Genomic DNA, 19595 nt, shown 5'->3' on the forward strand with positions numbered 1-19595 from the left:
GCTTATTTATGCTCGCGCATGACGTGCCAGACTTCCTTCATATTGTCGCCTGCCATGTCACCGGGTTTTTTGTCCTTCATGAAGGTGTAAAGCGGCTTGCCATCATAGGCCCACTGCATCTTACCGTCGTCACGCTTGATCGTGCTCCACTTGCCTTCGGGCTTGGCACCCGCCGGCGCCATCATTGGCGGCCAGTATTCAGCGCACTCGCCGTTGCACATCGACTTACCGCCTGAGTCCTTGTCGTACGTGTACACCGTCATACCCTTGTGATCGACCATCATCCCGTCTTTCATCATGGCGGGTTCTGCCGCAAAGGCCATGGACGGCAACGTTAGCGCAGCCGTGACCAGCAGGACCTTCCAGGATTGAGCAATGTGATTCATGGAAACCTTCCTTTTGTGGTTGTCAGGATTCGGACTTAGAGCTTAGTTCAGGATCGCGACAATCGCAGGGCGGCTAAAATACTGTCACACGACTGCAATAATTCCGTTATCTAATGCGGCGCAAGACAGTTAAATGACAAGAGGATTAAGGCATGGTTGGCAGGAGCATTCTGATCGTCGACGACGAAGCGCCCATTCGCGAAATGATCGCCGTTGCGTTGGAAATGGCCGGCTACGACTGCCTGGAGGCAGAGAACTCGCAGCAGGCCCATGCCATTATCGTCGACCGCAAACCGGACCTGATTCTGCTCGACTGGATGCTGCCCGGCACTTCCGGCATCGAACTGGCCCGCCGGCTCAAGCGCGATGAGCTGACCGGGGATATCCCGATCATCATGCTCACCGCCAAGGGCGAAGAAGACAACAAGATCCAGGGCCTGGAAGTCGGCGCCGACGACTACATCACCAAACCGTTTTCCCCCCGCGAGCTGGTGGCGCGCCTCAAAGCCGTGCTGCGCCGCGCCGGTCCGACCGATGGCGAAGCGCCGATCGAAGTCGGTGGCCTGCTGCTGGACCCGATCAGCCACCGCGTGACCATCGATGGCAAACCTGCCGAGATGGGCCCGACCGAGTACCGTTTGCTGCAATTTTTCATGACCCACCAGGAACGCGCCTACACTCGCGGCCAGCTGCTGGATCAGGTCTGGGGCGGCAATGTCTACGTCGAAGAGCGCACCGTCGACGTGCACATCCGTCGCCTGCGCAAAGCCCTCGGCGATGCTTACGAAAATCTGGTACAAACCGTGCGCGGCACCGGTTACAGGTTCTCTACCAAGGCCTGAGCCGGCCGCCAGCCTCGCTGACAAGGACGCATATTTTCCGTGAACCAAAACTGGCATGGCACCCTGATTCGCCACATGCTGTTGCTGGTCACCGCCTGCCTGGTGATCGGCCTGATTTCCGGCTACTACGGCTGGAGCCTCGCCGTGGGCCTGGGCCTTTATCTGGCGTGGACCCTCAAGCAGTTGCTGCGCCTGCACGAATGGCTGCGTCTGCATCAACCTGATGAAGCACCGCCCGATGGCTACGGCCTGTGGGGTGAAGTGTTCGACAGCATTTACCACCTGCAACGCCGCGACCAACGGGTGCGCGGGCGCCTGCAAGCGGTGATCGATCGGGTCCAGGAATCCACTGCCGCGCTCAAAGACGCGGTGGTCATGCTCGACAGCGATGGCAACCTGGAATGGTGGAACCGCGCCGCCGAAACCCTGCTGGGCCTCAAGACCCCTCAAGACAGCGGCCAGCCGGTGACCAACCTGGTGCGTCATCCGCGCTTCAAGGAATACTTCGAGCAGGACAACTACGCCGAGCCGTTGGAAATCCCCTCGCCGATCAATGATCGCCTGCGCATTCAGCTGTACATCACCCGCTACGGCAACAACGAACACTTGATGCTGGTGCGCGACGTGACGCGTATCCACCAGCTGGAACAAATGCGCAAAGACTTCATCGCCAACGTGTCCCACGAGCTGCGCACCCCCCTGACAGTGATTTGCGGCTACCTGGAAACCCTGCTCGATAACGTCGAGGAAGTGAACCCGCGCTGGACCCGCGCGCTGCAGCAGATGCAGCAGCAAGGCGGGCGGATGCAGACCTTGCTTAACGATTTGCTGCTGCTGGCCAAGCTGGAAGCCACCGATTACCCGTCGGACAACCAGCCGGTGTCCATCGACAGCCTGCTGCAATCGATCAAGAGCGATGCCCAGCAGCTGTCCGGTCAGAAAAATCAACACATCACCCTGGAAGCCGATCCGACGATTCAGCTCAAAGGCAGCGAAGCCGAATTGCGCAGTGCGTTTTCCAATCTGGTGTTCAACGCGGTGAAATACACCCCTGCCGAGGGCAATATCCGCATTCGCTGGTGGGGGGACGATCAAGGCGCCCACCTGAGCGTGCAGGATTCGGGGATCGGTATAGACAGCAAGCACCTGCCGCGCCTGACCGAACGCTTCTATCGCGTCGACTCCAGCCGCAACTCCAACACCGGCGGCACCGGGCTCGGTCTGGCCATCGTCAAGCACGTGTTGCTGCGCCACCGGGCACGCATGGAAATCAGCAGTGTGCCGGGACATGGCAGTACGTTTACCTGCCATTTTGCGCCGGCCCAGGTCACCAAATCCCGCGTGATCAGCGCCGCTGACTGATACCGACCAGCACTCACCACTAGGCAATCGATCAGTCAGCCGCTACATTGGCTGACTTGTGCCTGCCCTTCAGGCACTGCATTTCCCCCTTTTTTGAATACACGGAACCCGCAAAACTCCATCATGGACCCTTCCCCTGGCTTGACCCTCGCAACAATATTCGCCGACTTCGGCATGATTCTTTTTGCTCTGATCCTGGTTTTGCTCAACGGTTTTTTCGTTGCGGCGGAATTTGCCATGGTCAAATTGCGCTCGACCCGGGTCGAAGCCATCGCTGAACAAAACGGCTGGCGCGGGCATATCCTGCGCACCGTGCACAGTCAGCTCGATGCTTACCTGTCAGCCTGCCAATTGGGTATCACCCTCGCCTCCCTCGGTCTGGGCTGGGTCGGCGAACCGGCGTTCGCGCACCTCCTGGAGCCTGTGCTGAGTGCCGTGGGCGTAGATTCCGCTGAAGTGGTCAAGGCGGTTTCGTTCTTCACGGCGTTCTTCATCATTTCGTACCTGCACATCGTGGTCGGTGAGCTGGCTCCAAAGTCCTGGGCCATCCGCAAACCCGAGTTGCTGTCGCTGTGGACGGCAGTGCCGCTGTACTTGTTCTACTGGGCCATGTACCCGGCCATCTACCTGCTCAACGCCAGCGCCAACCAGATCCTGCGCATCGCCGGGCAAGGTGAACCCGGCCCGCACCACGAGCACCATTACAGCCGCGAAGAACTGAAACTGATCCTGCACTCCAGCCGTGGTCAGGACCCGAGCGACCAAGGCATGCGCGTACTGGCCTCGGCGGTCGAGATGGGCGAGCTGGAAGTAGTCGACTGGGCCAACTCCCGGGAAGACCTGGTCACCCTTGAGTACAACGCACCGCTCAAGGAAATCCTGGCGTTGTTCCGTCGCCACAAATTCAGCCGCTACCCGGTGTACGACAGCGAGCGCCAGGAGTTCGTCGGCCTGCTGCACATCAAGGATCTGCTGCTGGAACTGGCCGCCCTGGATCACATTCCCGAGTCGTTCAACCTCGCCGAACTGACCCGGCCGCTGGAGCGCGTGTCGCGGCACATGCCGCTGTCGCAACTGCTGGAACAGTTTCGCAAGGGCGGCTCGCACTTCGCCGTGGTCGAGGAAGCCGACGGCAACATCATCGGCTACCTGACCATGGAAGACGTGCTGGAAGTGCTGGTGGGCGACATTCAGGACGAACATCGCAAGGCTGAGCGCGGGATCCTCGCCTATCAGCCGGGCAAGCTGCTGGTTCGGGGCGATACGCCGCTGTTCAAGGTGGAACGCCTGCTGGGCATCGACCTGGACCACATCGAAGCCGAAACCCTCGCCGGGCTGGTCTATGAAACCCTGAAACGGGTGCCGGAAGAGGAAGAAGTGCTAGAGGTAGAAGGTTTGCGGATCATCATCAAGAAGATGAAAGGGCCGAAGATCATATTGGCCAAGGTGTTGCTGCTGGATTGATAGGCTGAGCCGGATCCGCGTCGATCCCTTCGCGAGCAAGCCCGCTCCCACATGAGTTATGCGCCGATCACATCAATGGCGCCCGACGCAGATCGAGTGTGGGAGCGGGCTTGCTCGCGAAGGCGCCAGGCCAGGCAACAAGTCATTTCTTGCCCAACGCAAAGTTGGGCAACGCCCCCACCGGTTGATTGAACTGGTACGGAATCGACACCAGCCCCAACCCGGTATTGCGCTGCACCACGAAGTGCAGATGCGGGCCGCTGCTATTGCCGGTATTGCCCGACAACGCCAGCGCACTGCCCACCACCACACGCTGACCTTCCCGGACGCAGACTGAGCCCTTCTTCAGGTGCAGATACACGCCCATGGTCCCGTCATCGTGCAACACCCGCACGAAATTGCCCGACGGGTCGTTGCCGCGCCCGGTCTGGCCATTCTCGGTTTTCACCACCACCCCGCCGCGCGCCGCGATGATCGGCGTGCCTTCGGGCATGGCGATGTCCATCGCGTAACGGTTCTTCGGTCCGTAGTGGCTGTATTGGCCATTGGCGCCCTGGGTCAGCCGAAACGGACCGCCACGCCAGGGCAACGGATATCGATAGGCCATGGCAGCCCCTGAGGGGTCGCCCAGGGAATATGCGAACCTTGGGTTATACACGATCGGCCTTCCGGCCTTCGTCGGCGTGAGCAGGGCCAGACGAAGGTTGCTGCGCGCCGGCATCACCCGGCGGATCGGTCGGCTCGGCGCACCGCTGACGTTCTGCAGCCCGTCGAAACTCAGCTCGATCTCGACCGGCGCATACAGGTCGTTGCGCACGAACACGCTGTCCATGCCATTCAACCTCTTGATGTCGAGGTACACCTGCCGCTCAAGATGTTCGACCATCCGGTCGCGAAAAACGAACACCTTTGCGCCTTTGGTGGGGCGGTCGCTGTAGGAGACCACGCCACTGGCATTGGTGGACTTGTAGATCGTCATGGCCACAGCCGAGGTGGAGGCCATGAAAAGACCACAGAAAAACAGCAGGCGCACGAGCATGGGCAAGATTCTGTCGAGTAAGGCCTGAGAAGGAGCCTAGCAGCTGAAATGGACCTGCGTAGTCGACAGATGTTTCAGATGATCATTCCCACGCAGAGCATGGGAACGATCAGCGGTACACGTTACGCACCCGGTACGAAGTGCTTCTGCGCGGTGCCACGGGCGATCAGGCGAGAAATGTAGTCGAGCTTCTGCGCATCCTGGTCGACAAAGCGGAAGGTCAGTTGCAGCCACTCGCTGTCGGGCTTCGGCTCGTGGGCGACGATGGCGTGCAGGTAGCCATTGAGACGGGCGGTTTCAGCGTTGTCACCCTGCTCCAGGTCGAGCACGGCGCTGTCGAGCACTTGTGGCAGGGTGTCGGTGCGTTTCACCACCAGCAGCGCTTCCTTGAGGCTCAAGGCCTTGATCACGCATTGCTGAGTACCGCTCGACAGGCGCAGTTGGCCTTGGCCACGACCGCCCGCGGAGGCGGCAGAAGCGGCCACAGGTGCCTTGACCGGCGGGCTGTTGAGCAAACCACGAGACGCTGCCGCTGCCGGGGCTGGCGCGGCGGCGACAGGTTTGGCAAACGGGTTGACCGGTGCAGCCGCGGGTGCGACTACCGCGGCTTTGCCGCCGGTCAATGCGCTCAGGGAATCGTTGCCGAACGCCGAGTTCATTTTGGTCGGTGCGCTGTTCATCAAGGTGTCCAGCTTGCCAACCTTGTTCAGCGCCTGCTTGACCTTGGTCAGCAGTTGCTCGTTGGTGAACGGCTTGCTGACGTAGCCGGAAACCCCGGCCTGGATTGCCTGGACAACGTTCTCTTTGTCGCCACGGCTGGTCACCATCACGAACGGCATGGTCTTGAGATTATCTTGCTCGCGGCACCAGGTCAGCAGCTCAAGACCGGACATTTCCGGCATTTCCCAGTCGCACAGCACCAGATCGAACGCCTCGCGCGCCAGCATGGCCTGAGCCTTTTTGCCGTTGACGGCATCTTCGATTCGAATGCCCGGGAAGTAGTTGCGCAAGCACTTCTTCACCAGGTCACGAATGAACGACGCATCGTCCACGACCAACACACTGACCTTACTCATCCATCACCCCTTTAAAAAATCCCGGCAAGCATACCAACTGCCTGATGGCACATTGCCAAAAATCTTCAGTCACGCCGGGACTTTTCGTTCGCGGGTGCTGCTGTCGAATTCATGTGCCGCACACAAAAACGCCCGGCCAAAGGGCCGGGCGCTTTTCTTGGGCAAACTTACTTATCGTCAGCTTTGCCCGGAACATTAGCGTTTTCGGCACTTGTGCCTTCCACTTCTTCCTTCATGCGCTTGAGGCCCAAGTGACGCACGTCGGTGCCGCGCACCAGGTAAATCACCAGTTCCGAGATGTTGCGCGCATGATCGCCGATCCGCTCCAGCGAACGCAGCACCCAGATGATGCTCAAGACCCGCGAGATAGAGCGTGGGTCTTCCATCATGTAGGTAGCCAACTCACGCAGGGCGGTCTTGTATTCGCGGTCGATGATCTTGTCGTATTGCGCCACCGACAGCGCCAGGTCGGCGTCGAAGCGGGCAAACGCGTCCAGGGCATCGCGCACCATGTTGCGCACCTGGTCGCCGATGTGGCGGACCTCGACGTAACCGCGCGGTGCTTCGCCTTCTTCGCACAACTGGATGGCGCGACGGGCGATCTTGGTGGCTTCGTCGCCGATGCGCTCCAGGTCGATCACCGACTTGGAGATGCTGATGATCAGACGCAAGTCCGACGCCGCCGGCTGACGACGGGCCAGAATGCGCAGGCATTCTTCGTCGATGTTGCGTTCCATCTGGTTGATCTGGTCGTCGATTTCGCGCACTTGCTGGGCCAGGCCGGAGTCGGCCTCGATCAGCGCGGTGACCGCGTCGTTGACCTGCTTCTCGACCAGCCCGCCCATGGCCAGGAGGTGGCTGCGCACTTCCTCGAGCTCGGCGTTGAACTGCTGGGAGATGTGATGGGTAAGGCCTTCTTTACTAATCATGTTGGCGTCCTTGGAGCGTCCGGTAAGGTGCGGTGGACCGCAGCGTCAGTTCAGTGAGCAACAACAGCTTCCTAGCCGTAACGACCGGTGATGTAGTCTTCGGTCTGCTTCTTCGCCGGATTGGTGAACAGGGTATCGGTGTCGCCGAATTCCACCAGTTTGCCCATGTACATGAACGCCGTGTAGTCGGAAACCCGCGCGGCCTGTTGCATGTTGTGGGTCACGATAACAATGGTGAACTTGGATTTCAGTTCGTAGATCAGCTCTTCGACCTTCAGCGTGGAGATCGGGTCGAGTGCCGAGCAGGGTTCGTCGAGCAGCAGCACTTCAGGCTCCACCGCGATGGTGCGGGCGATCACCAGACGTTGCTGCTGACCACCGGACAGGCCCAGTGCCGACTCATGCAGACGATCCTTGACCTCATCCCACAGCGCCGCACCTTTCAATGCCCACTCGACGGCTTCGTCGAGGATGCGCTTTTTGTTGATGCCCTGGATGCGCAAACCGTAAACCACGTTTTCGTAAATGGTTTTCGGGAACGGGTTGGGCTTCTGGAACACCATGCCAACCCGGCGACGCAGCTCGGCCACGTCCTCGCCCTTGCGGTAGATGTTATTGCCGTAGAGGTTGATCGCCCCTTCGACGCGGCAGCCGTCCACCAGATCGTTCATGCGGTTGAACGTGCGCAGCAGCGTGGACTTGCCGCAACCCGACGGGCCGATGAAGGCGGTCACGCGCTGTTTCGGGATGTTCATGCTGACGTCATACAGCGCTTGTTTATCGCCGTAGAACAGGCTCAGGCCCGGCACTTCAATGGCCACGGTTTCCTGCTCGAGACTCAGGCTCTGCTTGTCGCGGCCCAGGGCCGACATGTTGATGCCGTGAGTGTGTGCTTCGTGCTGCATGGGAGGCTCCCTGTGCTAACAAATTCGGTTCGGGACGCCGCTTCGCGGCATGCCCAATAAATGTTCGGTTGGACGCGGTCTAGTGTGGGAGCGGGCTTGCTCGCGAAGAGGTCAGCCCATTCAATGTTGCCTGACCCACCGCTTTCGCGAGCAAGCCCGCTCCCACATGGAAATCAGCTATCCAGCGCTTTGTATTTTTCCCGCAGGTGGTTACGGATATAAACGGCCGACAGGTTCAATGTCGCGATCACCAGCACCAGCAGCAGCGCCGTGGCGTACACCAGCGGCCGCGCGGCTTCGACGTTCGGGCTCTGGAAGCCGACGTCATAAATGTGGAAGCCCAGGTGCATGATCTTCTGGTCCAGGTGCAGGTACGGGTAGTTGCCATCCAGCGGCAGCGACGGTGCCAGTTTCACTACACCCACCAGCATCAGCGGCGCCACTTCACCGGCGGCGCGGGCCACGGCGAGGATCATGCCGGTCATCATTGCCGGGCTGGCCATCGGCAGCACGATCTTCCACAAGGTCTCGGCCTTGGTCGCGCCAAGGGCCAGCGAGCCTTCGCGCACGGTGCGAGGAATCCGCGCCAGGCCTTCTTCGGTGGCCACGATCACCACCGGCACAGCCAGCAGCGCCAGGGTCAACGAAGCCCACAGCAGACCCGGCGTACCGAAGGTCGGCGCCGGCAAGGCTTCGGGGAAGAACAACCGGTCGATCGAGCCGCCCAGCACATAAACGAAGAAGCCCAGGCCGAACACGCCGTAAACGATCGCCGGAACACCCGCCAGGTTGTTCACTGCAATACGGATTACCCGGGTCAAGGTGTTCTGCTTGGCATACTCACGCAGGTAGACCGCCGCCAGCACGCCGAACGGGGTAACGATCATCGCCATGATCAGGGTCATCATCACGGTGCCGAAAATCGCCGGGAAGATCCCGCCTTCGGTGTTGGCTTCACGCGGGTCGTCGCTGAGGAATTCCCAGACCTTGCTGAAGTAGAAACCAACCTTGGTGAAGGTGCTCATGGCGTTCGGCTGATAAGCGTGAACCACTTTACCGATGCCGATCTCGATTTCTTTACCGTTGGCGTCACGAGCCGTCAGGCTGTCGCGGTTGAACTGCTTGTGCAGGTCGTTCAGACGCGCTTCGACTTCCTGATAACGGGCATTCAGCTCGGCGCGCTCAGACTCCAGGTCCGCCTGTGCGGTAGCGTCGAGACGGCCGGCCAGTTCCAGCTTGCGACCGTGCAGACGAACACGTTCGAGACCGGCGTTGATCGCGCCGATGTCGGTTTTTTCCAGGCTCTTGAGCTGCCCAGCCAACTGGTTGACGCGATCGACACGGGCCTGCAACTCAGGCCATGCGGCTTCGCCTTCAGCGATGACCTTGCCGTCCTCTTTGACGTTGACCAGGTAGCCGTAGAAATTGCCCCACTCGCGACGCTCGATGGTCATCAGCTCTGGCGGGGTTTTCTGGTTGGTCAACCACTCGCCGACAATCCAGGTGAAGTCCGTGCCGTTCAGATCGCGGTTGCCGACCTTGATCAGCTCGCGGGTCATGAACTCCGGGCCTTGATCGGGCACCGGCAGGCCAGCGGTTTTCAGGCGCTCGCGTGGCACTTCTTCCTTCTGCACCACTTCGCCGATGACCAGGTGGTTGGCCTGGCCCGGCACGTCGTAATTGGCGTGGATCAGGTCCGCCGGCCAGAAGTGCCCCAGACCGCGCACGGCAATGACCGCCAGCAGGCCAATGGTCATGATGACCGCAATGGACACCGCGCCGCCGCTGATCCAGACGCCAGGGGCGCCGCTCTTGAACCATCCATTCAGGGAGTTCTGTTTCACAGACTTCTACCTTTGTTAAAGCGACGAGTATTTCTTGCGCAGACGCTGACGAATCAGTTCCGCGAGGGTGTTCATGATGAAGGTGAACAACAGCAGCACCAGCGCCGAGAGGAACAGCACGCGGTAGTGGCTGCCGCCAACTTCCGATTCGGGCATTTCCACCGCGACGTTGGCTGCCAGGGTGCGCAGGCCTTCGAACAGGTTCATTTCCATGACCGGGGTGTTACCGGTGGCCATCAGCACGATCATGGTTTCACCGACCGCACGGCCCATGCCGATCATCAACGCCGAGAAAATGCCCGGGCTGGCGGTGAGGATCACCACGCGGGTCATGGTCTGCCACGGCGTGGCACCGAGGGCCAGGGAGCCCAGGGTCAGGCCGCGCGGCACGCTGAACACGGCGTCTTCGGCGATGGAGTAGATGTTCGGAATGACCGCGAAACCCATGGCCAGACCGACCACCAGGGCGTTGCGCTGGTCGTAGGTGATGCCCAGGTCGTGGGAGATCCACATACGCATGTCGCCGCCGAAGAACCAGGCTTCCATGTACGGGCTCATGTACAGCGACAACCAGCCCACGAACAGAATGACCGGGATCAGAATCGCGCTTTCCCAGCCGTCCGGCACTTTCAGGCGGATGGACTCAGGCAGGCGACTGAAGATGAAGCCCGCCACCAGAATGCCGATCGGCACGAGCATCAACAGGCTGAAGATGCCCGGCAAGTGCCCTTCCACATAGGGCGCAAGGAACAGGCCGGCGAAGAAACCGAGGATCACCGTCGGCATCGCTTCCATCAGTTCGATCACCGGCTTGACCTTGCGACGCATGCCCGGGGCCATGAAGTACGCGGTGTAGATCGCTGCGGCGACGGCCAGCGGCGCGGCCAATAGCATGGCGTAGAACGCGGCTTTCAGGGTACCGAAGGTCAGCGGCGAGAGGCTCAGCTTGGGTTCGAAATCGGTGTTGGCGGCAGTCGATTGCCAGACATATTTAGGTTCGTCGTAGTTCTCGTACCAGACCTTGCTCCACAACGCGCTCCAGGAAACCTCCGGGTGCGGGTTGTCGAGCAGCAGCGGTTGCAACTTGCCGCCCTGCTCCACGATCACCCGGTTGGCCCGTGGCGACAGGCCGAACAGGCCTTGGCCATCGACCACCTGGTCCACCAGCAAGGTGCGGTGTGCGGTGCTGTGGAACACGCCAAGCTTGCCCGACGCGTCGAGGGCAATAAAACCTTTGCGACGTTCTTCGGCGGTGATTTCAACAATCGGCGTAGTGCCCATCTGGAAGGTACGGATCTGCTTCAGACGCAGCTCGCCATCCGGGTCGCGAGCCATGAACCATTGGGCCAGGCCGCCCTTGGAGTCGCCGAGGATCAGCGAGATACCACCCACCAGCTGGGTGCTGGCGGTAATCTCGGCCTCGCCGTTTTCGAGCAGTTTGTAGCGACCGTTGAGACTCTTGTCGCGCAGGCTGAACACGTCGGCCTGGGCACGACCATTGACCACATACAACCACTGCTGACGCGGGTCGACGAAGATGTTCTTCACCGGCTCGGTCATTTGCGGCAGCTCGATGCGTTTCTGCTCGTTGGTGACTTCGCCAGTCATCATGTTTTCTTCGCTGGTCAGCGACATGACATGCAGTTGCGCACCGGTGGAACCTGCCAGCAACAGGGTCGAATCGGTCGCGTTGAGGCTGATGTGCTCCAGGGCACCACCGGCCTCGTTCAGCACGATTGGCGTTTCGCCGTATGGGTATTCAATGGCCGGCGAGATGGTTTTCTTGCCGTCCGGGTAGCTGACTTTATAGGTGTGGCGGAACACCAGCACCTGACCGTTGGACAACCCCACTGCGACCAATGGATGGCCGGGTTGATCTTCACCGATGGAGGTCACGCTGGTACCGGCCGGGATCGGCAGGTCGACGCGACGCAGTTCGGCGCCGCTATCGATATCAAAGAATAGCGCCTGGCCCTTGTCGGAAACCCGCATGGCCACCTGATTCTGTTCTTCGAGGGAAATCATCAGCGGCTTGCCGGCGTCTTGCATCCAGGCGGGCGTGATGGCGTCCTTGGCGGTCAGGTCGGCACCCTGGAACAAAGGCGCGACGACATAACCGAGGAAGAAGAAGATCAGGGTGATCGCGCCCAGGACGGCGAGGCCGCCGACGAGGACGTACCAGCGGGTCAGGCGATCTTTCAGCGCACGGATACGGCGCTTGCGGTGCAGCTCAGGCGTATTGAAGTCAATTCGCTTGGGGGGATTTGTAGTCATGGTGGAATTGGCCAGATCATTCATGCGCACACCCTAGCGATCCTGTATGACAGAAAGATGACAATGCAGTGACGCAACAAATCCGCCGCCAGTGGAAACTGGCAGTGGATCGGAAATTTGGGGGGCGTAGGAGCTGTCGAGGGAACCGAGGCTGCGATCTTTTGATCTTGCAGTTGGAAGCCAGATCAAAAGATCGCAGCCTCGTTTCACTCGACAGCTCCTACACAGGTCCGGGTTTACCACGGACCTAGGGTTTTACTTTTTTGCGACTTCAGCGCCGCCTTCCGCGAGACCCAGGTCAGCCAGTGCTTTTGCAGCAACCTTGGCTGGCAGTGGGATGTAGCCGTCTTTCACTACAACTTCCTGGCCCTGCTTGGACAGAACCAGTTTCACGAACTCGGCTTCCAGCGGGGCCAGAGGCTTGTTCGGGGCTTTGTTGACGTATACGTAGAGGAAACGCGACAGCGGGTATTTACCGTTCAGGGCGTTTTCTTCGCTGTCTTCGATGAAGTCAGTGCTGCCTTTCTTGGCCAGGGCCACGGTCTTCACGCTGGCGGTCTTGTAGCCGATGCCCGAGTAACCGATGCCGTTCAGCGAGGAGCTGATCGACTGCACGACCGAAGCCGAACCTGGTTGTTCGTTGACGTTTGGCTTGTAGTCGCCTTTGCACAGGGCTTCTTCTTTGAAGTAGCCATAAGTGCCGGATACCGAGTTACGACCGAACAGTTGCACTGGCTTGTTGGCCAGGTCGCCGGTCACACCCAGGTCGCCCCAGGTTTTCACATCAGCTTTGGCGCCGCACAGACGAGTCGAAGAGAAGATCGCGTCGACTTGTTCCATGGTCAGGTGCTGGATCGGGTTGTCTTTGTGTACGAAGACCGCCAGGGCGTCCACGGCCACCGGGATAGCGGTTGGCTTGTAGCCATACTTCTGCTCGAAGGCAGCCAGTTCAGTGTCCTTCATCTTGCGGCTCATCGGGCCCAGGTTGGAGGTGCCTTCAGTCAGCGCAGGTGGCGCGGTGGCGGAGCCGGCGGCCTGAATCTGGATGTTTACGTTCGGGTATTCTTTCTTGTAGTTCTCAGCCCACAGGGTCATGAGGTTGGCCAGGGTATCGGAGCCGACGCTGGACAGGTTGCCCGACACACCAGTGGTTTTGGTGTAGCTCGGGATAGCAGGGTCAACAGCGGCAACCGCGTTGGCAGTCGCAACGCCAGCAGCGACAAAAGTCATTGCCGCCATCAAACGCTTCAGTTTCATGCCTTACTCCTAGCAGATAGGGTGTGTTAAGTCGGGCCAAGTATCAGCAGGCCGTGTGAACACTCTATGGCTGAAATATGACAATTGGATGAAAGGCCAGCATCTAGCGATAGATCGTTCCCGCGCTCTGCGTGGGAACGATCGGTTACAAGGTTAGCGCCCCTTCCTCCAGAGATACGCCCCCACCAGAATCCCAACGCCGCAAATGATCGCCACGTAATAGGCCGGCCCCATCGGGCTTTCCTTCAGCAGCAGGGTGACGACCATCGGGGTCAAGCCGCCGAAAATCGCGTAGGCCAGGTTGTAGGAGAACGACAACCCGCTGAAACGCACCACCGCCGGAAAGGCTTTGACCATCACATACGGCACCGCACCAATGGTGCCGACCAGCAAACCGGTCAGGGCGTACATCGGGAACAGCCAGTCGGGGTGGTTGAACAGGCTGTGATAGAAGGTCCACGAGGTCAACAGCAGCAACGCGCTACCGAACACGAACACCCGCCCGGCGCCAAAACGGTCAGCCAGTGCACCGGAGGCCACACAGCCCAGGCTCAGGAACACGATGGCCAGGCTGTTGGCCTGCAACGCGGTAGTCGGCGGGAAGTGGTAAACGGTCTGCAATACAGTCGGTGTCATGAGGATCACCACGATGATCCCCGCGGACAGCAACCAAGTCAGCAGCATGGAAATCAGAATCGCCCCGCGATGGTCACGCAGCACAGCGCGCAGCGGCACTTCTTCGGCCAGGGCCTTGCGCAATTGCAGTTCGGCGAACACAGGGGTTTCGTGCAGCCAGCGGCGCAGGTAGACCGAGAACAGGCCAAACACGCCGCCCAGCAGGAACGGGATCCGCCAGGCGTAATCCGATACTTCCAGCGGCGTATAAATGCTGTTGATCGCAGTGGCGACCAGCGAGCCCAAAAGAATGCCGGCAGTCAGACCGCTGGTCAGCGTGCCGCAGGCATAGCCGATGTGCCGCTGCGGCACGTGTTCGGAAACGAATACCCAGGCCCCCGGCACTTCACCACCAATCGCCGCGCCCTGGATGACTCGCATCAGCAGCAACAGGATCGGCGCCCACATGCCTATCTGCGCATAAGTTGGCAGCAAGCCCATGATCAGGGTGGGTACCGCCATCATGAAAATGCTCAGGGTGAACATCTTCTTGCGTCCCAGCAGGTCACCGAAGTGCGCCATGACGATGCCGCCCAGCGGTCGCGCCAGATAGCCCGCGGCGAAGATGCCGAACGTCTGCATCAGGCGCAACCACTCGGGCATGTCGGCGGGGAAGAACAGTTTGCCGACGACCGTGGCAAAGAACACGAAGATGATGAAGTCGTAAAATTCCAGCGCGCCGCCCAGGGCGGACAGCGACAATGTCTTGTAATCGTTGCGGGTCAGCGGTCGTGCGGGTTGGGCTGGTTGCGCGATGCTCGAGGGCGCTGTGGTCATGGCAAGGGCTTCTCTTATAGTCGGATCTGCAACCTCAACAACGCTGGCGGAGGCTTGGGCAGGTTCGGCACGATAGCAAATTGTTCGAAAAAGCACATAGAGGCGCGTATTTGACAGTCGAAATGAGAACCGGATGGTCGTCTCGGAGTCTACCGATCGATATACTCGCAATATTGCAACGGTTTGTAAGGGGTTGCTGTGCGAAACCGTCGTTGGCACCTGTCAGCCGATTTCGCAGAGTTTCCCTTTAGGCGCCTTACGAAAAACGTGACGAACGTAGTATGTTCGGGGCTGAATCGTTTTTCCGAGACGGCTATTCACCCGCTACACCTACGATGAGTCACGGGTCAGAGGCACCCCCGGCATGATAGAGCTCGAACAAGAAGATCCAATCCCGCAAGGCGACCTGGCCCTGCAAATCACCGCGCTTCCGCGCGAAACCAACGGCTTTGGCGATATTTTCGGCGGCTGGCTGGTGGCGCAGATGGATTTGGCCGGCACCGCAATGGCCAGCAGGGTTGCAGGTGGGCGCGTGGCTACCGTTGCGATCGATCGCATGGCGTTCCTGGTGCCGGTGGCGGTGGGTGCTCAGCTTTCTTTCTATACCCAGACCCTGGAAATCGGCCGCAGCTCGATTCAGATGATGGTCGAGGTCTGGAGCGACGATCCACTGTCCAGCGAATGGCGAAAAGTGACCGAAGCCGTGTTTGTATTCGTCGCCATCGACGGCAGCGGCCGCACTCGTTCGGTTCCGCCTAGAGCGCGTTAAACCCGGCGACCATTTTGCGGTCCATTGCAGCCCTGTTCCTGATTGAGAGTCGCCCCATGAGCACGCCCACCGTCGAAGCCGTGAAACTGGATGAACTGAACTGCTGGCGCATCCGCCACGGTCAGGCCGAATTGCTGGTGGCCCAGCAAGGCGCGCACATCCTCAGTTATCAACTGGCCGGCCAACCGCCACTGATCTGGCTCAACGACGAGGCGGTGTTCAAGACCGGCAAGGCTATTCGTGCCGGCGTGCCAGTGTGCTGGCCGTGGTTCGGCAATCTGTCGCGCAACCCGCAGAGTGTCCAGGCCATGCGCGTCAGCCAGGAACCGCCGACGGCTCACGGGCTGGTGCGGGCGATGAACTGGGAGCTGGTCGGCATCGAATCCGAGGGCGAAAGCCTGAAAGCGGAGTTCGTCCTGCCCTACCCCGAAGGCGGCCTGCCGGGATGGCCGCATCAGGTGGACTTGAAGCTGAGCATTCGTCTGGATGAGCAGTTGCATATCAGCCTGACAAGCGAAAACAAGGGCGCCGAACATGTCACGATCAGTCAGGCGCTGCACAGTTACTTCGCGGTCAGCGATGTGCGCAACGTGCACGTTGAAGGGCTGGATGGCTTGAGCTACATCGAGACGCTGGACGACTGGAAAACCGTCACCCAGACCGGCGATCTGCGTTTTACCGGCGAGACCGATCGCATCTATCTCAATACCCCGCCAAAACTGAGCATCGTTGACCCGCACTGGGAACGACGCATCGAACTGACCAGCAGCGGCTCTCGTTCTGCGGTGATCTGGAACCCGTGGATCGACCGCGCGGCGGCGTTCAGCGACATGGCTGACGATGGCTGGCAGCGCATGTTGTGCATTGAAACGGCGAATGTGATGGGTGATGTGGTGACCCTGGCGCCGGGTGCGAGCCATACCCTGGGCGTGAGCATCGCCAGCAACCCTCTATAAGCAACACCATAAACCCAATGTGGGAGCGGGCTTGCTCGCGAAGGCGGTGTATCAGTCGACATCAATGTTGCCTGACACACCGCCTTCGCGAGCAAGCCCGCTCCCACAATTGATCTGTGCCAGGCTGACTGGCGTTTTTACAAATCCGACTCCTTGACCACCCGCACTTGCGCCGCGTCCAGCGCATACGCCGCATCCGCCAGATCGTTGTTGACCTTCTCGATCTTCAGCGTGCCGGTCACCCACAGCGGCGTGTAGATGTCATTCAGCTTCAAGCCTTTTGGATAACGCACCAGCACCAACTGGTTAGGCGGCGGTGGTGGCACATGGATGCAAGCGCCCGGATATGGCACGAGAAAGAACAACGTGCTGCGGCCCTTGGCATCGGTTTCCAGCGGTACCGGGTAACCGCCGATGCGGATGTGCTTGTCGTTCATCGACGGCACGGTTTTGGTCGAATACATCACCGCCGGCAAGCCCTTGCTCTGCTTCATGCCACCCTTTTGGGTAAAGGTGCCATTGGCTTCCGGGGAGTTGTGATCGATTTCGGGCATGGCCTCGAGGGCCTTCTGGTCCGACTTGGGCATCAGTTCGAGCCAGTCGGTTTCCGGTAGTTCGCCGGCATGGGCCAAACCACTGCCCAGGAATAAAAGAGTCAACAGAAGACGGCGCATGAAGGTGCTCGACAAAGGAAAGGACGGTGTAACGCCGAGCATTCTAGCCCTCTCCGACGGCGGCGCAGAGAGGGCTTTGTCGCCTCAATCAGTTCTTTTTGATCAGACCGTAGATCACCAGCAATACCACCGCGCCCACCAGCGCACCAATGAAGCCTGCGCCCTGACCCGCATGATAGATGCCCAGGGCCTGGCCGCCGTAAGTGGCCGCCAGCGAACCGCCGATACCGAGCAGAATGGTCATGATCCAGCCCATGCTGTCATCGCCCGGTTTCAGAAACCGAGCCAGCAGGCCGACGATCAGGCCGATAAAGATGGTTCCGATAATTCCCATGGCATTTCCCTCTGATTGAATGGGTGAGGCAGGACACTTGGCCAAAGCCTAGACAGACTTTGGCATCCTGCCATCAGAGAACGGCGGCCTCGGAAGGTTCCGCCGCTGCCACATGAAACTATTCGGCAATGAGCGCTTCGACCTTGAGGATCTGTGCTGCCAACGTCTCACGGTCCGCACAACGCAGATTGGCGTGACCAACCTTGCGGCCGACCTTGAAAGCCTTGCCGTAGTGATGCAGGTGGCAGTCAGCAATCGCGATCACTTTCTCTACCGGTGGCACGACCCCAATGAAGTTGAGCATCGCGCTCTCGCCAACCTTGGCCGTCGAACCCAACGGCAGACCGGCGATGGCCCGCAGGTGGTTTTCGAACTGACTGCACTCGGCGCCTTCGGTGGTCCAGTGCCCGGAGTTGTGCACACGCGGGGCGATCTCGTTGGCCTTGAGGCCACCATCGACTTCGAAGAACTCGAACGCCATCACGCCGACGTAATCCAACTGCTTGAGCACCCGGCTGGAGTAGTCTTCAGCCAGGGCTTGCAACGGGTGGTCGGTGCTGGCCACGGACAGTTTGAGGATGCCGCTGTCGTGGGTGTTGTGAACCAGCGGGTAGAACCTGGTTTCGCCATCGCGAGCACGCACCGCGATCAGCGAGACTTCGCCAGTGAACGGCACGAAGCCTTCCAGCAGGCAGGCGACACTGCCCAACTCGGCAAAGGTGCCGACCACGTCTTCAGGTTTGCGCAGGACTTTCTGGCCCTTGCCGTCGTAACCCAGGGTGCGGGTTTTCAGCACGGCTGGCAGGCCGATGGAAGCCACGGCGGCGTCCAGGTCAGCCTGGGACTGGATGTCGGCGAACGCAGGAGTCGGAATTCCCAGGTCCTTGAACATGCTTTTTTCGAACCAGCGATCGCGGGCGATGCGCAGGGCTTCGGCGCTCGGGTACACCGGGACGAATTGCGACAGGAAGGCCACGGTTTCGGCCGGGACGCTTTCGAACTCGAAGGTCACCAGATCGACTTCATCGGCCAGCTGACGCAGGTGATCCTGATCGCCGTAATCGGCCCGCAGATGTTCACCCAGCGCAGCGGCACAGGCGTCCGGCGCAGGGTCGAGGAAAGCGAAGTTCATGCCCAGCGGAGTGCCCGCCAGTGCCAACATGCGACCCAACTGGCCGCCACCGATTACACCGATCTTCATCGTCAACAACCTCAGGCGATGCGTGGGTCTGGATTGTCCAGGACGCTGTCTGTCTGCTCTGCGCGGAATTTTTTCAACACGGTATGAAATTGCGGATGCTTGGCGCCCAGGATGCTCGCCGAGAGCAGCGCTGCGTTGATTGCGCCGGCCTTGCCGATAGCCAGGGTGGCGACCGGAATGCCCGCGGGCATCTGCACGATAGAGAGCAGCGAATCGACGCCCGAGAGCATCGACGACTGCACCGGCACGCCCAGCACCGGCAGATGGGTCTTGGCCGCACACATGCCTGGCAAGTGGGCCGCGCCACCGGCACCGGCGATGATCACCTCGATACCACGGGCCTCAGCCTCTTCGGCGTACTGGAACAGCAGGTCCGGGGTGCGGTGGGCAGAGACCACTTTCACCTCGTAAGGGATGCCGAGCTTTTCCAGCATATCGGCGGTGTGGCTAAGGGTGGACCAATCGGACTTGGAGCCCATGATCACGCCAACCAGTGCGCTCATCGTCGTGCCTCTTCTCTCTGGGCGCCCGCAGGCGCGTCAAAAAACAACAAGCCACGCAAAATGCGTGGCTTGATTGTACGAATTATGGCCAGTCAAACCGGCCGAAGGCCGCGCAGTATACCTCAAAGAAGCAGATAAACAGCCCCCAATACGACCATCTGTCATACGGCGCAAAGTGCCGGTTTTATTGACTCTGAGGTCAGCGAAAGAGCAACACAAATCCCCTGTGGAGCGGGCTTGTTCGCGAAGACGGTGGCACATCCAGCATTAATGTGACTGACAGACCGCTTTCGCGAGCAAGCCCGCTCCCACATTGGATCTTCATTAT

Annotated in this window: 18 protein-coding genes; 5 read left to right on the top strand and 13 right to left on the bottom strand. The window is 60.0% G+C overall.

Annotation, left to right across the window (positions count from 1 at the left end):
- Nucleotides 1-2 precede the first annotated feature (2 nt).
- Complete coding sequence (locus PSH64_RS29845; protein WP_105342420.1) at nt 3-386, bottom strand: hypothetical protein; 384 nt, start codon at nt 384-386, stop codon at nt 3-5.
- Between the two features lie 152 nt (nt 387-538).
- On the opposite strand from PSH64_RS29845, the gene phoB reads away from it, so the two are divergent.
- The 3 genes from phoB to PSH64_RS29860 all read left to right on the top strand — a co-directional run bounded on the left by phoB (nt 539) and on the right by PSH64_RS29860 (nt 4054).
- A complete protein-coding gene (phoB, locus tag PSH64_RS29850; protein ID WP_007896474.1) occupies nt 539-1228 on the top strand; it encodes a phosphate regulon transcriptional regulator PhoB in 690 nt (229 codons plus the stop codon).
- A 75-nt stretch (nt 1229-1303) separates the two neighbouring features.
- Entirely contained in the window at nt 1304-2590 is a 1287-nt protein-coding gene (phoR, locus tag PSH64_RS29855) for a phosphate regulon sensor histidine kinase PhoR (RefSeq protein ID WP_244914220.1), read from the top strand.
- 123 nt (nt 2591-2713) lie between these two features.
- On the top strand, nt 2714-4054 hold the full coding sequence (locus PSH64_RS29860; protein ID WP_105342422.1) for a hemolysin family protein: 1341 nt from the start codon (nt 2714-2716) through the stop codon (nt 4052-4054).
- 142 nt (nt 4055-4196) lie between these two features.
- Here the strand turns inward: PSH64_RS29860 and PSH64_RS29865 are convergent, their stop codons facing one another.
- From PSH64_RS29865 to PSH64_RS29900, 8 genes are all read right to left on the bottom strand, one after another.
- Nucleotides 4197-5093 carry a peptidoglycan DD-metalloendopeptidase family protein gene (locus PSH64_RS29865; RefSeq protein ID WP_305479416.1) on the bottom strand — a complete coding sequence of 299 codons (897 nt, stop codon included), beginning with the start codon at nt 5091-5093 and terminating at the stop codon, nt 4197-4199.
- A gap of 122 nt (nt 5094-5215) precedes the next feature.
- Nucleotides 5216-6169, bottom strand: coding sequence for a response regulator (locus PSH64_RS29870; RefSeq protein ID WP_105342424.1), 954 nt, complete (start codon nt 6167-6169; stop codon nt 5216-5218).
- A 167-nt stretch (nt 6170-6336) separates the two neighbouring features.
- On the bottom strand, nt 6337-7098 hold the full coding sequence (gene phoU / locus PSH64_RS29875; RefSeq protein WP_105342425.1) for a phosphate signaling complex protein PhoU: 762 nt from the start codon (nt 7096-7098) through the stop codon (nt 6337-6339).
- A gap of 71 nt (nt 7099-7169) precedes the next feature.
- Nucleotides 7170-8003, bottom strand: a complete 834-nt coding sequence (gene pstB, locus PSH64_RS29880; protein WP_008150054.1) for a phosphate ABC transporter ATP-binding protein PstB — start codon at nt 8001-8003, stop codon at nt 7170-7172.
- Between the two features lie 173 nt (nt 8004-8176).
- On the bottom strand, nt 8177-9847 hold the full coding sequence (pstA, locus tag PSH64_RS29885) for a phosphate ABC transporter permease PstA (RefSeq protein ID WP_305479417.1): 1671 nt from the start codon (nt 9845-9847) through the stop codon (nt 8177-8179).
- Between the two features lie 15 nt (nt 9848-9862).
- On the bottom strand, nt 9863-11896 hold the full coding sequence (locus PSH64_RS29890; protein ID WP_181150663.1) for an ABC transporter permease subunit: 2034 nt from the start codon (nt 11894-11896) through the stop codon (nt 9863-9865).
- A 480-nt stretch (nt 11897-12376) separates the two neighbouring features.
- Nucleotides 12377-13378, bottom strand: coding sequence for a phosphate ABC transporter substrate-binding protein PstS (locus PSH64_RS29895; protein WP_018927390.1), 1002 nt, complete (start codon nt 13376-13378; stop codon nt 12377-12379).
- A gap of 153 nt (nt 13379-13531) precedes the next feature.
- Nucleotides 13532-14830 (bottom strand): MFS transporter, encoded by a 1299-nt coding sequence (locus PSH64_RS29900; protein WP_305479418.1) that lies wholly within the window; start codon nt 14828-14830, stop codon nt 13532-13534.
- 364 nt (nt 14831-15194) lie between these two features.
- On the opposite strand from PSH64_RS29900, the gene PSH64_RS29905 reads away from it, so the two are divergent.
- Complete coding sequence (locus PSH64_RS29905) at nt 15195-15599, top strand: acyl-CoA thioesterase (protein ID WP_003229628.1); 405 nt, start codon at nt 15195-15197, stop codon at nt 15597-15599.
- 56 nt (nt 15600-15655) lie between these two features.
- Entirely contained in the window at nt 15656-16555 is a 900-nt protein-coding gene (locus tag PSH64_RS29910) for a D-hexose-6-phosphate mutarotase (RefSeq protein WP_105342429.1), read from the top strand.
- A gap of 137 nt (nt 16556-16692) precedes the next feature.
- Here PSH64_RS29910 and PSH64_RS29915 read toward each other — a convergent pair whose 3' ends face one another.
- The 4 genes from PSH64_RS29915 to purE form a co-directional block, all read right to left on the bottom strand.
- Nucleotides 16693-17229 carry a DUF3299 domain-containing protein gene (locus PSH64_RS29915; protein WP_105342782.1) on the bottom strand — a complete coding sequence of 179 codons (537 nt, stop codon included), beginning with the start codon at nt 17227-17229 and terminating at the stop codon, nt 16693-16695.
- Between the two features lie 88 nt (nt 17230-17317).
- Nucleotides 17318-17563: a GlsB/YeaQ/YmgE family stress response membrane protein gene (locus PSH64_RS29920; RefSeq protein WP_105342430.1), complete on the bottom strand. Its 246-nt coding sequence runs from the start codon at nt 17561-17563 to the stop codon at nt 17318-17320.
- Between the two features lie 118 nt (nt 17564-17681).
- Nucleotides 17682-18764 (bottom strand): 5-(carboxyamino)imidazole ribonucleotide synthase, encoded by a 1083-nt coding sequence (locus PSH64_RS29925; RefSeq protein WP_305479419.1) that lies wholly within the window; start codon nt 18762-18764, stop codon nt 17682-17684.
- Nucleotides 18765-18775: 11 nt separating this feature from the next.
- Nucleotides 18776-19267, bottom strand: a complete 492-nt coding sequence (gene purE, locus PSH64_RS29930; RefSeq protein ID WP_003196369.1) for a 5-(carboxyamino)imidazole ribonucleotide mutase — start codon at nt 19265-19267, stop codon at nt 18776-18778.
- Nucleotides 19268-19595: the final 328 nt, after the last annotated feature.

Source organism: Pseudomonas sp. FP1742 (genome assembly GCF_030687145.1).
Classification (GTDB): domain Bacteria; phylum Pseudomonadota; class Gammaproteobacteria; order Pseudomonadales; family Pseudomonadaceae; genus Aquipseudomonas; species Aquipseudomonas frederiksbergensis_D.

Excerpts from the sequence above, each read along its gene's own strand:
- PSH64_RS29905 (WP_003229628.1), top strand. The coding sequence starts at position 15,195 with ATGATAGAGCTCGAACAAGAAGATCCAATCCCGCAAGGCGACCTGGCC.
- PSH64_RS29925 (WP_305479419.1), bottom strand. The coding sequence starts at position 18,764 with ATGAAGATCGGTGTAATCGGTGGCGGCCAGTTGGGTCGCATGTTGGCA.
- PSH64_RS29895 (WP_018927390.1), bottom strand. The coding sequence starts at position 13,378 with ATGAAACTGAAGCGTTTGATGGCGGCAATGACTTTTGTCGCTGCTGGC.
- phoR (WP_244914220.1), top strand. The coding sequence starts at position 1,304 with ATGCTGTTGCTGGTCACCGCCTGCCTGGTGATCGGCCTGATTTCCGGC.
- PSH64_RS29860 (WP_105342422.1), top strand. The coding sequence starts at position 2,714 with ATGGACCCTTCCCCTGGCTTGACCCTCGCAACAATATTCGCCGACTTC.
- PSH64_RS29915 (WP_105342782.1), bottom strand. The coding sequence starts at position 17,229 with ATGCGCCGTCTTCTGTTGACTCTTTTATTCCTGGGCAGTGGTTTGGCC.
- PSH64_RS29900 (WP_305479418.1), bottom strand. The coding sequence starts at position 14,830 with ATGACCACAGCGCCCTCGAGCATCGCGCAACCAGCCCAACCCGCACGA.
- phoU (WP_105342425.1), bottom strand. The coding sequence starts at position 7,098 with ATGATTAGTAAAGAAGGCCTTACCCATCACATCTCCCAGCAGTTCAAC.
- phoB (WP_007896474.1), top strand. The coding sequence starts at position 539 with ATGGTTGGCAGGAGCATTCTGATCGTCGACGACGAAGCGCCCATTCGC.
- PSH64_RS29890 (WP_181150663.1), bottom strand. The coding sequence starts at position 11,896 with ATGCAAGACGCCGGCAAGCCGCTGATGATTTCCCTCGAAGAACAGAAT.
- PSH64_RS29920 (WP_105342430.1), bottom strand. The coding sequence starts at position 17,563 with ATGGGAATTATCGGAACCATCTTTATCGGCCTGATCGTCGGCCTGCTG.
- PSH64_RS29865 (WP_305479416.1), bottom strand. The coding sequence starts at position 5,093 with ATGCTCGTGCGCCTGCTGTTTTTCTGTGGTCTTTTCATGGCCTCCACC.
- PSH64_RS29870 (WP_105342424.1), bottom strand. The coding sequence starts at position 6,169 with ATGAGTAAGGTCAGTGTGTTGGTCGTGGACGATGCGTCGTTCATTCGT.
- PSH64_RS29910 (WP_105342429.1), top strand. The coding sequence starts at position 15,656 with ATGAGCACGCCCACCGTCGAAGCCGTGAAACTGGATGAACTGAACTGC.
- PSH64_RS29845 (WP_105342420.1), bottom strand. The coding sequence starts at position 386 with ATGAATCACATTGCTCAATCCTGGAAGGTCCTGCTGGTCACGGCTGCG.
- purE (WP_003196369.1), bottom strand. The coding sequence starts at position 19,267 with ATGAGCGCACTGGTTGGCGTGATCATGGGCTCCAAGTCCGATTGGTCC.
- pstB (WP_008150054.1), bottom strand. The coding sequence starts at position 8,003 with ATGCAGCACGAAGCACACACTCACGGCATCAACATGTCGGCCCTGGGC.